At 75.3% G+C, this 13,893-nt stretch carries 15 protein-coding genes; 3 read left to right on the top strand and 12 right to left on the bottom strand.

What is annotated here, in order from left to right:
* Positions 1–42: 42 nt before the first annotated feature.
* Both D5H75_RS04720 and D5H75_RS04715 read left to right on the top strand, forming a co-directional pair.
* The gene (locus D5H75_RS04720) at positions 43–804 is read left to right on the top strand and encodes a hypothetical protein (RefSeq protein WP_119925037.1); all 762 of its coding nucleotides are present in this window, start codon (positions 43–45) and stop codon (positions 802–804) included.
* Between the two features lie 422 nt (positions 805–1,226).
* Positions 1,227–1,979: a nuclease-related domain-containing protein gene (locus D5H75_RS04715; protein ID WP_119925036.1), complete on the top strand. Its 753-nt coding sequence runs from the start codon at positions 1,227–1,229 to the stop codon at positions 1,977–1,979.
* A gap of 79 nt (positions 1,980–2,058) precedes the next feature.
* Here D5H75_RS04715 and D5H75_RS04710 read toward each other — a convergent pair whose 3' ends face one another.
* From D5H75_RS04710 to moaA, 4 genes are read right to left on the bottom strand one after another with little or no spacing between them, the layout of a single operon-like run.
* A complete protein-coding gene (locus D5H75_RS04710; RefSeq protein ID WP_277949918.1) occupies positions 2,059–3,021 on the bottom strand; it encodes a DMT family transporter in 963 nt (320 codons plus the stop codon).
* Between the two features lie 35 nt (positions 3,022–3,056).
* A complete protein-coding gene (locus tag D5H75_RS42690; RefSeq protein ID WP_119925034.1) occupies positions 3,057–3,290 on the bottom strand; it encodes a DUF6457 domain-containing protein in 234 nt (77 codons plus the stop codon).
* Positions 3,287–4,021: a molybdenum cofactor guanylyltransferase gene (mobA, locus tag D5H75_RS04700; RefSeq protein ID WP_119925033.1), complete on the bottom strand. Its 735-nt coding sequence runs from the start codon at positions 4,019–4,021 to the stop codon at positions 3,287–3,289. Before mobA ends, D5H75_RS42690 begins: the two co-directional genes overlap by 4 nt.
* Before the next feature lie 4 nt (positions 4,022–4,025).
* Positions 4,026–5,015, bottom strand: a complete 990-nt coding sequence (gene moaA / locus D5H75_RS04695; RefSeq protein WP_242453971.1) for a GTP 3',8-cyclase MoaA — start codon at positions 5,013–5,015, stop codon at positions 4,026–4,028.
* 199 nt (positions 5,016–5,214) lie between these two features.
* On the opposite strand from moaA, the gene D5H75_RS04690 reads away from it, so the two are divergent.
* Positions 5,215–5,412: a DUF2795 domain-containing protein gene (locus D5H75_RS04690; protein WP_119925031.1), complete on the top strand. Its 198-nt coding sequence runs from the start codon at positions 5,215–5,217 to the stop codon at positions 5,410–5,412.
* Between the two features lie 152 nt (positions 5,413–5,564).
* On the opposite strand, the gene D5H75_RS04685 is transcribed toward D5H75_RS04690, so the two are convergent.
* The 8 genes from D5H75_RS04685 to D5H75_RS04650 form a co-directional block, all read right to left on the bottom strand.
* Positions 5,565–6,752: an RtcB family protein gene (locus tag D5H75_RS04685; protein ID WP_119925030.1), complete on the bottom strand. Its 1,188-nt coding sequence runs from the start codon at positions 6,750–6,752 to the stop codon at positions 5,565–5,567.
* 103 nt (positions 6,753–6,855) lie between these two features.
* Positions 6,856–8,178, bottom strand: coding sequence for a sensor histidine kinase (locus tag D5H75_RS04680; RefSeq protein ID WP_119925225.1), 1,323 nt, complete (start codon positions 8,176–8,178; stop codon positions 6,856–6,858).
* A gap of 52 nt (positions 8,179–8,230) precedes the next feature.
* A complete protein-coding gene (locus D5H75_RS04675; RefSeq protein ID WP_202637801.1) occupies positions 8,231–8,926 on the bottom strand; it encodes a response regulator transcription factor in 696 nt (231 codons plus the stop codon).
* Between the two features lie 35 nt (positions 8,927–8,961).
* On the bottom strand, positions 8,962–9,864 hold the full coding sequence (locus D5H75_RS04670; RefSeq protein WP_119925029.1) for a S1C family serine protease: 903 nt from the start codon (positions 9,862–9,864) through the stop codon (positions 8,962–8,964).
* A 92-nt stretch (positions 9,865–9,956) separates the two neighbouring features.
* Positions 9,957–10,904, bottom strand: a complete 948-nt coding sequence (locus D5H75_RS04665; protein WP_119925028.1) for a VWA domain-containing protein — start codon at positions 10,902–10,904, stop codon at positions 9,957–9,959.
* 34 nt (positions 10,905–10,938) lie between these two features.
* The gene (locus D5H75_RS04660; RefSeq protein ID WP_119925027.1) at positions 10,939–11,895 is read right to left on the bottom strand and encodes a DUF58 domain-containing protein; all 957 of its coding nucleotides are present in this window, start codon (positions 11,893–11,895) and stop codon (positions 10,939–10,941) included.
* Positions 11,892–12,962 carry an AAA family ATPase gene (locus D5H75_RS04655; protein ID WP_119925026.1) on the bottom strand — a complete coding sequence of 357 codons (1,071 nt, stop codon included), beginning with the start codon at positions 12,960–12,962 and terminating at the stop codon, positions 11,892–11,894. Before D5H75_RS04655 ends, D5H75_RS04660 begins: the two co-directional genes overlap by 4 nt.
* On the bottom strand, positions 12,959–13,159 hold the full coding sequence (locus D5H75_RS04650; RefSeq protein ID WP_147425063.1) for a hypothetical protein: 201 nt from the start codon (positions 13,157–13,159) through the stop codon (positions 12,959–12,961). The genes D5H75_RS04655 and D5H75_RS04650 overlap by 4 nt, the downstream gene beginning before the upstream one ends.
* Positions 13,160–13,893 lie beyond the last annotated feature (734 nt).

The raw sequence follows: 13,893 nt of genomic DNA, 5'->3' as shown, positions 1-13,893 counted from the left end.
CCATGCGGCCACGCCGGTTACAACGGGGAGAGGAAGTTCCTCATGCTCAAGCGCATTGCCGCGGGCCTGGTGGCCACGGCGGCGGGTATCTCGGTGCTCGGCGCCGCGTCCGCCGCCTCGGCCTCGCCCGAGCCCGAGGTGGGCATCGCCTCGGTCTCGATCAACCCGGACCCGCTGGTGATCAAGCACGGTGAGTCCGGGTGGCTCCGGGTCGCCGTGGTCACGAAGAACGCGTCGAAGGTCCGGGTCTCGATCCGGCCGGTCGGCGTGCGGACCTTCGCGGACGACTCCAAGGAGTACACCCGCGACGACTGGGACCGCTGGAACTTCAGCTGGAAGCTCGGCTCGTCGGCCCCCTCCGGCAAGTGGGTGGCCGAGGTGACGGCGTACAGCAAGTCCGGCAAGGAGGCCGTGTCCGCGGAGAGCACCTTCGCGGTCCAGCACGCCCGGCCGTACAAGAAGGACACCGACATCGTCCGGTTCGACGCCGGCCCCGAGCCGGTGCGCAAGGGGCAGCGCCTCACGCTCAGCGGCAAGCTGGTCGTCGAGGACCGTCACCACGACCGCGGCTACGACGACCAGGTGGTGAAGATCTACTTCCGTGAGTCCCGCCACGGCGGCTGGAAGTACGTCACCTCCACCGAGACGAACCACCGCGGCTACTTCAAGACCTCGGCGCGCGCCTGGCGGGACGGCTACTGGAAGGCCGTCTACGAGGGCAACCGCTGGGCGCGCGGCTCCGTGAGCGACGCCGACTACGTGGACGTGGGCATGATCCACAACCGCGTGCCGATCCCCCGCTAGGCCGTACGGCTGACGCACGGCTCGCGCCGGGTCGCGAGCCGGGGTGACCCCGAGAACGCCCGGTCCCTTCCCAGGGGCCGGGCGTCCCTCTTTGCCCGGCCCCTTTCCCGCCTTCCCCGCCCGCCTCCCCTGGCCCCGCCCTCGTCGCCCGGGCCGCCGTCATTCCCTCGCGTCACTTTTTTCCCAAGGGAATCAAAAACCCCGCACATAACCGTCTCGGGCGACCCGCAAGGCCATATCCGAGACGTCCGAATACGTCCGGCCAAAGGGCTAGGAGGCGGAAGATGTGCAGGTGAGGCCCGTGGGAAGCGGTCATGTTGCCTTTCCGTGTCATTTCCCTAGCCGTCGGGGGTTGACCATCGGGAAATCCCTCCTGTCAGACGTATCGTGAAAGATGTCTAGAGAGGTGGGGAGAATTCTGGATGTTCGGCAGCTCGATCTACGTCAAGACCAACCCCGCGCTCACCGGCGGATCGCCCCAGCACCAGGCCGAGGCCTTCTGGCTGGCCGAACGCCGCAAGCGGCTGCACTGGAGGGCCGGACTGGCGGCCGTCGCCCTCATCGCGGGAAGCTGGCTCGTGTCCCCGGTCTTCGGCCTGGCGCTGGCGCTGGCCGTGGCCGCCGGTCACACCCTCTACCACTGGCGCCGCCGCGCGGCGTCCCGTACCTGGCGGCGGGGCTCCCACGGCGAGCGTGAGACCGCCCGCATCCTGCGCTGGGCGCTGCCGCGCGCCCGCTACCGGGTGCTGCGCTCACGCCGTCTCCCCGGCGAGGAGGAGACCTACAACCTGGTGGTGGGCCCGGGCGGGCTGTGGGTCGTGGACAGCAAGGCCTGGCACCCCGAGGCGCGCGTGGCCGAATACGCCGGCCGCCTCTTCGTCGAGGAGCGCCCGGCCACCGCCCTGGTCGACAAGCTCAGCGACACCGCCAGCACGATCTCCCACATGATCAGCCGCGAGCTCGGCCGCCCGGTCGACGCGGTCCTGCTGATCGCCGTGCACGGCGGCAGCCTCCCCCGGGGCGGCCGCATCACCGCCGAGGGCGTCACGCTCCTGCGCCCCCTGCGCGTCCCCTCGTGGATCAAGTCGCATCCAGTGGCCGAGCACAGCCCGGCCGAGGTCGAGGAGATCGCGCGCGTGGCGGCGCGCCTCCTGCCCCCGGCCCCCTACCGCTGATCCGCCGGGCCATCTCCGCCGCGCCGGTACGGCGGGAGCCGCCGGGGGCCCCGCCGTACCCGCGCCCACGGGCGCCGGCTCAGGAGGCCCGGCCGGGTTCCGCCTCGGGCGAGGGAGGCCCGGAGCCCGGCCGGGGCCCGGGCGCGGCCTCCTGGGCCGCCGGGGCTCCGGCGCGCTCCGCCGGGACTTCGGGGCGCGCCGGGGCGGCCGCGTGCGATCCCGGCGCCAGGGTGAGGAGGGTGACCGCGGCCAGCACGAGGACGCCGCCGCCGAGCTGGGCCGGGGACAGCGTCTCGCCGAAGACGACGTACGCCAGGGCCACGGTGACCACGGGCTCGAACGTGGACACGGTGGCCGCCGTGGTCGGCCCCTGGAGGCGCAGCCCGGCGAACATGGCGGCCAGCGCCACGATCGTGGACACCAGCGCGATCGCGATCACCGCCAGCCAGCCCCCGGTCGTGCGGGGGAAGGACGCGCCGGCCGCCGCGCCGAGACCGGCGTTCCCGGCGAACGCGACCACGCACACCACGGCGGTGGCGACCATCGCGGGCACGCGCGCGGTGACGCCCGCGCCCAGCACGAGGTACCCGGTGTAGAACACCGCGGCGGCCAGGGCCAGCGCGATCCCGGCCGCGTCGCGCGACATCGCCGGCGCGGCGACCAGCACCACGCCCGCCGTCGCCGCCGCCATCGCCCCGAGCTGGCGGCGCGTGGGGCGCTGCCGCAGGAAGAGCGCAGCGGCGGCGGCCACCAGGATCGGGTAGGTGTACAGCAGCACCGCCGCGAGGCCCGCGGGGATGCGCGCGACCGCGGTGAGGAAGCTCAGCGCCTGGCAGACGTAGACGACGCCGAGACCGGCCAGGAAGAGCAGGTCGCGGCGGGCGGGCCGGGCCGGGCGGGTGACCGCCACGGCGGCCGCGAGCACCAGCGCGGCGCCCCCGAACCTGACGATGAGCAGCCCGGCCGGGTCGGCCCCCGCGGCGTACGCGAGCTTGGCGAAGACGGCCATCGCCCCGAAGCACGCCGCGGACAGCAGCAGCAGGGCGATCCCCAGGCCCCTCCGCGAGGTCCCGGCGCTCAGTGCCCGGGCCAGGAGACGGCGAGGGAGGACAGGCGCGCGGCGGCGTCCGGCGCGGCGGTGCCGCGCCCCTGCGCCAGCCCGAGCAGGTACGCCGTCAGCGGCGCGGCGGGCCTGGCGACGTTGTGGGCGACGTCCCGGGTGAGGTCGAGGATCGCGTCGCGGTCCACGTCCGCGGGGTCGAGCCCCAGCTCCGCGCAGGCCGCCTTGGTCCACTCCTCCAGCGTGTTCACGCGCGCTCCCTTGCCGAGTTCAGATCGTCGATCGTGTCGCAGTCGAAACAGGCCTCGTCGGGCAGCCTCACCCGCACGGGGCCGAGCGGCCGGAACAGCCCGCGCAGCGACGTCCCGTGGTATCCCGCGAGCGCCTCCCGCAGCGGCCCGGTCCGCCACCAGCTCAGCAGCCACTGCTCCCGCCCCGAGCCGTCCACGGCCACCACCCCGCGCGGCCCGCCCCGCCCCGCGGCGTACGGCCCGGCGCCGCGATCGCCCGCATCGCGCGGCTCCCCGCCCAGAGCGTACGGCTCCCCGCCCGGGGCGTACGGCTCCCCGCCCGGGGCGTACGGCTCCCCGCCCGGGGCGTGCGCCTCCGCGCCCGGGGCGTGCGGCTCCGCGGGCGGCTCTCCGGCGGCGGCGGCGCGCAGCAGCGCGACGTGGTCCGCCGCCAGGAAGGGCAGGTCGGCCGCGAGCAGCAGCACGTGATCGGCCTCGCACAGGTCGAGCCCGGCGCGCAGCGCGGGCACCGGCCCGCCGCCCGGGGGCCGCTCGCGCGTGAACAGCACCCCCGGCAGGCCCTCGCGCTCCGGGCCGACCACGATCGCCCGCCCGGCGTCCCCGGCCGCGTCCACGACGCGCCGCAGCAGCGTGCGGCCGCCGACGGCGAGCCCGGGCTTGTCCACTCCGCCGAGCCTGCGCGCGCTCCCGCCCGCGAGGACCACCGCGTCGTACGCCGTGCCGTACGTCACGGGGTCAGCCGCCGATGGCCGACATGGGGCGCGCGGGCTGGAGGAAGCTGGGGTCGTCGATGCCGTGGCCGGGCTTCTTGCGGTGGACGGCGCGGCGCCAGCGCTCGGCCAGCTCGTCGTCGCTCGCGCCGGCCCGCATCGCGCCGCGCAGGTCCGACTCCTCGGTGGCGAAGAGGCAGTTGCGGATCTGGCCGTCGGCGGTCAGCCGCACCCGGTCGCAGGCCCCGCAGAACGGGCGGGTCACCGACCCGATCACGCCGACCCGGACCGGGCCGCCGTCCACCAGGAACAGCTCGGCCGGGGCGCTGCCGCGCGCCTTCGGGTCGTCCGGGGTCAGCTCGTGGGCCGCCCCCAGCAGCGCCAGGATCTCGTCGGCGGTGACCATGTCGTCGCGCTTCCAGCCGTGCTGGGCGTCCAGCGGCATCTGCTCGATGAAGCGCAGCTCGTAGCCCCGCGCGGCGCAGAACTCCAGCAGCCCCGCCGCCTCGTGCTCGTTGACGCCCCGCATCAGCACCGCGTTGACCTTGACCGGGCGCAGCCCCGCCGCGTCGGCCGCCTCCAGGCCCTTCAGCACGTCGGACAGGCGGTCGCGGTGCGCCAGCCGTACGAACGTCTCGGGGTCGAGCGTGTCGAGCGAGACGTTCACCCGGTCGAGGCCGGCGGCGGCCAGGGGCGCGGCCAGGCGGTCCAGGCCGATGCCGTTGGTGGTCAGCGAGATCTGCGGCCGGGGCGTGAGCGCGGCGGTGCGCTCGACGATGCCGGGCAGGCCGCGCCGCAGCAGCGGCTCCCCGCCGGTGAAGCGGACCTCGGTCACGCCGAGCCGCTCCACGGCCAGCGTGACCAGCCGGACGATCTCCTCGTCGGTCAGCAGCTCGGGCTTGGGCAGCCAGTCCAGGCCCTCGGGCGGCATGCAGTACGTGCAGCGCAGGTTGCAGCGGTCGGTCAGGGACACCCGCAAGTCGGTCGCCACGCGACCGTAGGTATCGACCAGCACGGGCGTCACCTCCAGCTTCGAAGGACGTTCGGGGCGGCCTCGCCGACACTGCCGTCAACTCCGCCGCCGACTACAGATCACCCTACGGCCTGCGCGGCGGGCGGTGGCACCGGCTCCACCCTGTGAGACGGTTCGCGCGGCCGTACGCGGGTAGCGGCACCCGGACGGAAGCACGGATCACGACCGAGGAGGAACCCTCATGGGCGACGTCCCGAACCCGATCCAGGTGCAGAAGTCCCTCTCCGGGGTCGACTATCCCGTGGGGAAGGACCGGCTGGTCGAGCACGCCAAGCGCGAAGGCGCCGATCAGCGGGTCATGGACGCCCTGCGCCGCCTGCCCGACCGCGTCTACAACGGGCCCAACGCGGTGAGCGAGGAGATCGGGAAGCTCGATTGAGTTGGAAACCACCCCGAAGTGGGTATGTCCCTGAACGTCAGTGAAGGGATAGGCGAGGGCCGTCCGGAGAGATCCGGGCGGCCCTCGCCTTTCCTGTCGCGTTTCAGCATCCCTGAGCGGTTCCCGGGGGGCGCCCGTGAGCGGCCCCCGCGTCAGCCCTTGACGCAGATGAGCTGGCGGAGGTGGGCGACCACCTCGACCAGGTCGGTCTGGGCGGCCATGACGGACTCCAGGTCCTTGTAGGCCCCGGGGATCTCGTCGATCACCCCGGCGTCCTTGCGGCACTCGACGCCGGCCGTCTGCGCGGCCAGGTCCTCCAGGCTGAAGGTCCGCTTGGCCTTGGCCCGGCTCATCCGCCGCCCCGCGCCGTGCGAGGCCGAGTTGAACGCCTCGGGGTTGCCCTTGCCGCGCACGATGTACGTGCCGGTGGCCATGGACCCCGGGATGATCCCCAGCTCACCGCGTCCCGCCCGGATCGCCCCCTTGCGGGTCACGAGCACGTCCACCCCGTCGTAGGTCTCCTCGGCCACGTAGTTGTGGTGGCAGGAGATGGGCTCGTCGAAGGTGATGCCCCGGAGCTGGCGGCGGAGCACGTCGCAGACGAGGGCCAGCATGAGCGCGCGGTTGCGGCGGGCGTAGTCCTGCGCCCAGAACAGGTCGCGCCGGTAGGCGTCCATCTGGGGCGTGCCGGACACGAACACCGCCAGGTCCCGGTCGGGCAGGTCCTGGTTGTGCGGCAGCCGCATGGCCTGCTCGATGTGGTGCTCCGCCAGCTCCTTGCCGATGTTGCGCGACCCGGAGTGCAGGACCACCCAGACCCGGCCCTCGTCGTCGGCGCACACCTCCAGGAAGTGGTTGCCGCCGCCGAGCGTGCCCATCTGGACCTCGGCCCGGTCCCTGCGGTGCCGTACGGCCGGGGCCAGGTCGTCGAAGCCCGCCCAGAACCGGGCCCAGTCGCTCGTGGCGAACCCGTGCAGCCGGCCGATGTTCACCGGCCGCTTGTGCGCGTGGTACCCGACGGGGACGGCCTCCTCCAGCTTGGACCGCAGGTGCCGCAGGCTGTCCGGCAGCCGGTCGGTGGTCCAGCTCGTCCGCACCGCGGTCATGCCGCAGCCGATGTCCACGCCGACCGCCGAGGGCGAGACCGCCTGGCGCATCGCGATGACCGAGCCGACGGTCGCGCCCTTCCCGTAGTGCACGTCCGGCATCACCGCGACGCCGTGCACCCACGGCAGGTTCGCCACGTTGCGCAGTTGCCCCATCGCCTGTTCCTCGACGGTCGCGGGGTCCGCCCACATCCTCACGGGCACCCGCCCGGCCGTCACCGTGCTGTACGACATCGCGTATTCGCCCCCTCTCGTTCGGCGTGGTCCCCAATGAGGCCAGATCGGCCGTCCTGCCCGCAATCGAATTACGTTCTCACGACGATCATCCCCCGTCCCGTCACGGCCGGGTCTCGCGCGGCACGGCCCCGCCCCGCCGCGCCCGTTCCACCGTGCCCGGGGCGTACGGCGGGCCGGGGGAGGGCGGGTCGAGGCCGGGCGGGGAGTCGAGGTCGGGCGGGGCGCCGGCGCCGGGGGCGGACGGGAGCCACAGGGTGAAGGTGCTGCCCCGGGCCGGCACCGAGTGCAGGCCGACCCGGCCGCCGTGGGACTCGGCGATGTGGCGGACGATGGCCAGTCCCAGGCCCGTCCGGCGGTCGGGGGACCTGGCGCGCCGGTCCTCGGGGCCGCGCCAGAACCGGTCGAAGACGCGCGGCTGGTCGTCGGGGGAGATGCCCGGGCCCGCGTCCCTGACCGCGATCCAGCGCCAGTCCCCGGCGCTCCCGGCGGCGACGAGGATCCGCGAGCCGGCGGGCGCGAGCCGTACGGCGTTGGACAGCAGGTTGCCGACGGCCCGGCGGAGCGCGTCGTGGTCGCCGACGGCGGTCAGGCCGTCGCCGAGGCGCCGGTCGATGGCCACGTCCCTGGCGGCGGCCAGCGGCTCGAACTCCTCGGCCGCCTCGCGCGCCACCACCGAAAGGTCCACGTCGTCGTCCTCCAGCGCCGGGGCCGACCGGCGGGCGGTGGCCAGCAGGTCCTCCACGAGCCGGGTCATCCGCGTGGTGGCGCGGTCGATGATCTGCGCGGCCCGCCGCCGGTCGGCGTCGGTGGCGTCGGGGTCGGCGAGCACCGCGTCGAGGTTCGCCCGGATGATCGCCAGCGGGCTGCGCAGCTCGTGCGAGGCGTCGTCGATGAGCCGCCGCTGCGCCTGGAACGCGCCGTCGAGGCGGTCGAGCATGGAGTCGATCGTGTCGGCCAGGGAGCGCAGCTCGTCGGCCGGGCCGTCCAGGCGGATCCGCCGCGACAGGTCGGTGGCCTGGATCTCGGCCGCCGCCCGGGTGATCGCGCTCACCGGCCGCAGCGCCCGCCCCGACAGCACCCAGCCGATGCCCAGGCTCGCCACGAACAGCCCGCCCAGCATCGCCAGGGAGTAGTGCTTGACCGTGCGCAGGGTCTCGTAGGCGATCGCGTCGGCCACGTGCGCCGCCTTGACCACCTCCACGAGCTGCCCGGTCTCCAGCCGCCTGCCGTCGGGGTACTCCACCACCTTCTCGGCGGGGAAGGTCTTCTCGATCGGGCGGGCGTCGGTGCCGTACGCCACGGCGGCGTAGACCCCGCCCAGCACGAGGGCGGTCAGCACGAACAGCAGCGTGGAGTACATCACGGTCAGCCGGAACCGGACGGTCTGGGCGAAGGCCGGCAGCCGCCGGGTCAGCCCCCTCATCCTGCCGTGCGCCGCGCCGTTCACCGCTTCGTCCCGCCGTCCGCCGCGCCGTTCATCGCGCCGCCTCCCGGAGCCGGTAGCCCCGCCGTACCAGGGTCTCGATCAGCGGCTCCTCGTCGTCGCCGCTCAGCTTGCGCCGCAGCGTGCCCACGGTCACGCGCACGGTGTTGGTGAAGGGGTCGGCGTGCTCGTCCCAGACGTGTTCGAGCAGTTCCTCGGTGGAGACCACCTCGCCCGGACGCGACATCAGGTAGCGCAGCACCCCGAACTCCTTCGGCGTGAGCCGCAGCCGCCGGTCCGCCCGGAACGCCTCGTGCCGCGAGGTGTCGAGCCGCAGCTCGCCGTACGTCCAGACGGCGGAGCCGCCGCCGCTGTCGCGCCGCAGCAGGGCCCGCACCCGGGCCAGCAGCTCGGGGAACGCGAACGGCTTGACCAGGTAGTCGTCGGCGCCCTCGTCGAGCCCGCGCACCCGGTCGGCCAGCCGGTCCCGCGCCGTCAGCATCAGGATGCGCAGGTCCGGCCCGGCCTCGCCGTTCAGCGCGCCCTCGCGGATGGCCCGGCAGAAGTCCATGCCGTCGCCGTCGGGCAGGTTCAGGTCCAGCACCATCAGGTCGTACGACGCGGCGTACAGCTTCTCCGTCGCCTGCGCCACGTCGTACGCGGCGTCCACCGCGTATCCGGCGCGCGCCAGCCCGAAGCGCAGCGCCTCGACGAGGTCCTCCTCGTCCTCGACCACGAGAACGCGCACCGCCCACCTCCCGGGGGGACGTAGATCGATCGGATTCAGCCTATGAGCCGGCGGGCGACCTCGACGGCGCGGTCGGCCGGGATCGCGAACCCGATGCCGATCGAGCCCGAGCCGCCCCGGCTCACCATCGCCGTGTTGACCCCGATCACCTCGCCGCGCGCGTTGACGAGCGGCCCGCCGGAGTTGCCCGGGTTGATCGAGGCGTCGGTCTGCACCACGGCCGCGCGCCCGCCGCCCAGCGGGACGCGCCGGTCCAGGGCGCTGACGATCCCGGCGGTCACCGTGCCGGCCAGCCCCAGCGGCGAGCCGATCGCCAGCACCGGGTCGCCCACCCGCACGTCGGCCGAGCGGCCCATGGTCAGCGGGGGCGGGCTGTCGGCGGGCTCGACCGCCAGCACCGCGATGTCCTGCGCCGGGTCCGCGCCCACGACGGTGGCGGGCAGCCGCCGCCGGTCCGGCAGCACCACGGTCACCTCGCCGCCGCCGTCCACCACGTGCGCGTTGGTCAGCACGTGCCCGGCCCCGTCGATCACGAACCCGGAACCGGCGCCGCGCGAGGACCCCGACCGCACCTCCACCGACACCACGCTCCGCCGTACCCGCGCGGCCATGTCGCTCAGGTCACCCGGGGCGCTGACCGGGCCCGCCGCCGACTGGGCGGGCCCGGCCGGGCTCTCGCCGCCGAGGCGCGCGCCGGCCACCCCGGCCGCCCCGCCGACCAGCGCGGCCGTCACCACGGCGGCGGCGAGGACCCGTCCCCTCCCGCGCGGCGGGCCCGCCGAAGGCCCCGGCCCCGATTCCGGCTCCGGGGGAGGGCCGTACGGCGGGGCGGGCGGCGGAGCGGGCGCGGGGGGCGGGGAGACGAAGTCGGGCCCGCGCGGCTCTCCGAGCCCCAGCGGGGCGTCCGCGACGGCGCCGGGCGGCGGGGTCGCTGTCATGGGCGGCTCCTTCCGGAAGACGGATGCGAGGGATCGGGCACGGGATCGGATGCGGGATCAGCGGGGGCCGGCGGGATGGCGGATCAGCGGGATCAGGGGAGGCGGGAGAACCAGACCAGGGACGCCGCCGCGGCCGCGCAGGCGCAGGCGAGTCCGGCCGCGGTGAACCACGGCCAGATCTCCTGGCGCTCGGTGCGGTATCCGACGCTGGAGCCGATGTCCTCGTAGACCCGGTTCAGCTCCTCGCCGGTGGCGGCCTCGTAGAAGCGGCCGCCGGTGGCCTGGGCCAGGGACTCCAGGGCGGGGCCGTCCGCCGGGACGGGGATCGCCCGGCCCTGGCTGAGGATCTCCCCGCCGGGGGTGCCGTAGGCGATCGCCGAGACCGGCACGCCGGTGGCGGCGGCCCGCCGGGCGGCCTCCTCGATCGGCCGCCCCGAGGTGTTGCTCCCGTCGGAGAGCAGGACGATCCGCGCGGGCGGGGCGGCGTCGCCGTACTGCGCGCCGAAGGCGGAGACCGCCTGGAGCGAGGCGAGCACGCCCTCGCCGATCGCGGTGCCGGGGCCGAGCGTCAGCCGGTCGAGCCCGGCCTGGACGGCGCGGCGGTCGGTGGTGGGCGCGACCACGACCGAGGCGGACCCGGAGAACGCGACCAGGCCCACGTTGAACCGCTCGGGCAGCTCGGCGACGAACGCCCCGGCGGCCCGCCGGGCGGCGGTGAACCGGTCGGGCGCGACGTCGGTGGCCTCCATCGAGTTGGACACGTCCACCGCGACCATGACCGTGGCCTGCTCGCGCGGCACCCGCAGGTCGGCCGCCGGACGCGCGAACCCGGTCACGAACAGCATCATCATCAGCAGGAACGCCGCCGCGGGGGCGTGCCGCCGCCAGCCCGGCCGTAGCGGGGCCACCTTGTCGAGCAGCGCCAGGTTGGTGAACCGCACGGCGTACCGGCCCCGCCGCGCCTGCGCCAGCACGTACACCGCGAGCAGGAGGGCCGGCAGGAGCAGCAGCGCCAGGCGCGCGGGCGCGAGGAACGTCATCGCGGACCACCTCCGGGAGGGGGAGCGGGGGATGTCATGCCGCGCCGCCTCCCGGCCGGGGGGCGGGGCGGGCGGCGGCCAGGCGCCGCTGGGCGCGCACGTGGCGCACGACCTCGCGCATCCAGTCGCCGTCGGTGCGCAGCCGCAGGTGGGCCGCGCCCGCGTCCCGCACCGCCCGGGCGATCGCCTCGCGCTGGGCCAGGGCCGCGGCGGCGTAGCGCTCGCGCAGCCGCCTGCTCGCCGTCGGCACCTCCCGCCTGCGGCCCGTCTCGGGGTCCACGACCGCGAGCAGGCCCACGTCGGGCAGGGTCAGCTCGCGCGGGTCGAGCACCTCCGCGGCGAGCACCTGGTGCCGCCGGGCCAGCAGCCGCAGCGGCCGCGCCCACGACTCCACCGGCTCCAGGAAGTCGGAGACGACGACCGCCAGGCCGCGCCGCGACGCCGTACGGCTGAGCAGCACGGCGCCCGGCCCCAGCCCGGGAGGGCGCGGGGCCGGCTCGGACCGGGGCGTCTCCACCAGGGCGCGCAGCAGCGCCAGCAGGTGGGCGCGACCGGGGCGGGCGGGTATCCGGCGGGCGCCGGAGGCGTGCATGATCTGCGCGCCGACGCGATTTCCCGAGCGCTGCGCCAGGAAGCCGACGGCGGCCACCGCGGCCAGCGCCAGGTCCCGCTTCTCCATCAGGCCGGTGCCGAAGTCCATGCTCGCGGTGGCGTCCACGAGCAGCCACGTCTCCAGCTCCCGGTCCGCGACCCGGTCGCGCACGTGCGGCGCGTTCGCGCGGGCGGTGAGGTTCCAGTCCATGGCGCGCACGTCGTCGCCGGGGACGTACGCGCGGCCCTCGGCGGGCTCGCTGCCCGGGCCGGGGAGCAGCCCGAGGTGGTCGCCCTGGAGCAGGCCGTCGAGCCGCCGGGTCACGGTCAGCTCCAGCCGGCGCAGCGCCCGCTCGGTGGCGGGGCCGACGGGCCGCGCGGTGGTCTCGTTCCCGCTCACGCGACGGCCTCCCCGTGCTCGCCGGGCTCCCCGTGCTCCGGGGGCTCGCCCGTCCCGGCCGGGTCGCGGGGCGCGATGTGCGGCATCGGGGTCGCGGCCAGCACCCGGCGGACCAGCGCCTGGCCGGTCACCCCGTCGGCGAGGGCGTCGAACGTCAGCACGAGCCGGTGCGCGATCACCTCGGCCGCCAGGTCCCGCACGTCCACCGGCAGCACGTACTCGCGGTCCCGCAGCAGGGCCAGCGCGCGCGCCGCCGCGACCAGGCCGAGCGTGGCGCGGGGGCTCGCGCCGTAGGCGATGTGCCGGGCGATCTCGGGCAGGCCGTACGCCGCCGGGTCGCGCGTCACGGCGACGAGCCGGACGGCGTACCGGGCGACGGCGTCGTGCACGAACACCAGCTCCGCCGTACGGCGCAGCGCGGTGAGCAGCTCGGTGTCCAGGACCCGGGACGCGCGCGGAGGGTCCACGCTCATCCGGTAGAGGATCGCCAGCTCCTCCGGCTCCTCCGGGTAGCCGACGTCCACCTTCATCAGGAACCGGTCGCGCTGGGCCTCGGGCAGGGGGTAGACCCCCTCGGACTCGACCGGGTTCTGCGTGGCCAGCACCAGGAACGGCCGGGGGACGGGGAAGTCCCGCCCCCCGATGCTCACCTTGCCCTCGGCCATCACCTCCAGCAGCGCGGACTGCACCTTGGCGGGCGCCCGGTTGATCTCGTCGGCCAGCACCACGTTGGCCATGACCGGCCCGAGCTCGATGTCGAACTCCTCGGCCGAGGGCCGGTAGACGCGGGTGCCCACGATGTCGGCGGGCACCAGGTCCGGGGTGAACTGGATCCGCGAGAACGTCCCGCCCACCACCGTGGCCAGGCTCTCGGCGGCGAGGGTCTTGGCGACCCCCGGCGCCCCCTCCAGCAGGCAGTGCCCGCCGGCGAGCGCCGCGATCAGCAGCCGCTCCACCATCCGGTCCTGGCCCACGATGATCCGCTTCACCTCGAACAGCGCCCGCTCGACGAGCGCCGCCTCCGGCACGGCCCAGGGCCCGCCCGGTCCCCGCCGGTCCGCGCTCATCGCGCGTCCGCGGCCGCCGCGTTCGCGGTCCCGGCCGGGTGGTCGGGGCAGGGCGCGGGGGCGGAGGCCTGCTCCACGATCCGCAGCCGGACCTGCCCGGCGTCGGGGTCGGCGGACGCCGCGCCTCCCCCCATCCCGACCCCGGCGGCGATCCCCGCCCCCGCCAGCACGATCCTCATCCGTCGGCTGAACGCCATCCTCGGACTCCTCCGTATCGGGTGTTGTGGGACGAGCACACCAAGACACCGCGAAAAGCGAGTTAAGGACGCGGCGGGCAGCGTCCCGAGCCGTGCCGTACGGCCTCGCGCGTCGCGGAGCCGGGCCGGGGATGAACGGCGATCGGAGCGGCCGGCGGGGCGGGCGGAGCGGAAAGGGAAAGCGCGGCGAAGGCCCGGGGAATGGGCGGCGGCCCGGCCCGGCTAATGGCGGCCGATTACGCCGGCCGAGGCCGCCCCCTCGAATCGGGCCCCGCGCGGGCGGGCCCGTGGTGTACGGCTTCGCCCCAGCTCTTCCCCGTCGCGGCGGGCGCGGCGGTGTCCGGGGGAGGGCGGGAAACCGCGTGGCGCGGGTCCCCGGCGGGAGGTCCCGGCCGGGCCGGGTGGCGGAGGGCGGCGGCGGGAAGGCGCGGGGCGCGGAGCGGCCCGGCGGCGAGGGCGGGGAGAGGGGAAAGATCGCGCCGGAGGAATTCCTCGCGTCGCAATCGTTTACCGGAAGCCGGGCCAGAAGAATTTCCGGTAAATACGACTTCTGACCGCTCGAACTCCGCTATTGACAGCGATTCTCACTGCCGTCGGCGTCCGGGGGCCACGGGATCCGGGAGATCTTCCGGTGCGGCTGTGGCGTGGAGGCCAGAGTGTCCTTACCCCGGGCCGGGAGGGACGCCGGAGGGGCCGCGTCCCCGCTGGTCAACCATCGATTCGAGGGCCGACCG

It is taken from the genome of Bailinhaonella thermotolerans, from assembly GCF_003594875.1.
Classification (GTDB): domain Bacteria; phylum Actinomycetota; class Actinomycetes; order Streptosporangiales; family Streptosporangiaceae; genus Bailinhaonella; species Bailinhaonella thermotolerans.
Note: the sequence above shows the minus strand (reverse complement) of the source record. Positions and strands in the feature narration are given on the sequence as shown.

Excerpts from the sequence above, each read along its gene's own strand:
- D5H75_RS04720 (WP_119925037.1), top strand. The coding sequence starts at position 43 with ATGCTCAAGCGCATTGCCGCGGGCCTGGTGGCCACGGCGGCGGGTATC.
- D5H75_RS04715 (WP_119925036.1), top strand. The coding sequence starts at position 1,227 with ATGTTCGGCAGCTCGATCTACGTCAAGACCAACCCCGCGCTCACCGGC.
- D5H75_RS04690 (WP_119925031.1), top strand. The coding sequence starts at position 5,215 with ATGGGCGACGTCCCGAACCCGATCCAGGTGCAGAAGTCCCTCTCCGGG.
- D5H75_RS04685 (WP_119925030.1), bottom strand. The coding sequence starts at position 6,752 with ATGTCGTACAGCACGGTGACGGCCGGGCGGGTGCCCGTGAGGATGTGG.
- D5H75_RS04680 (WP_119925225.1), bottom strand. The coding sequence starts at position 8,178 with ATGAGGGGGCTGACCCGGCGGCTGCCGGCCTTCGCCCAGACCGTCCGG.
- D5H75_RS04670 (WP_119925029.1), bottom strand. The coding sequence starts at position 9,864 with ATGACAGCGACCCCGCCGCCCGGCGCCGTCGCGGACGCCCCGCTGGGG.
- D5H75_RS04665 (WP_119925028.1), bottom strand. The coding sequence starts at position 10,904 with ATGACGTTCCTCGCGCCCGCGCGCCTGGCGCTGCTGCTCCTGCCGGCC.
- D5H75_RS04655 (WP_119925026.1), bottom strand. The coding sequence starts at position 12,962 with ATGAGCGCGGACCGGCGGGGACCGGGCGGGCCCTGGGCCGTGCCGGAG.
- D5H75_RS04650 (WP_147425063.1), bottom strand. The coding sequence starts at position 13,159 with ATGGCGTTCAGCCGACGGATGAGGATCGTGCTGGCGGGGGCGGGGATC.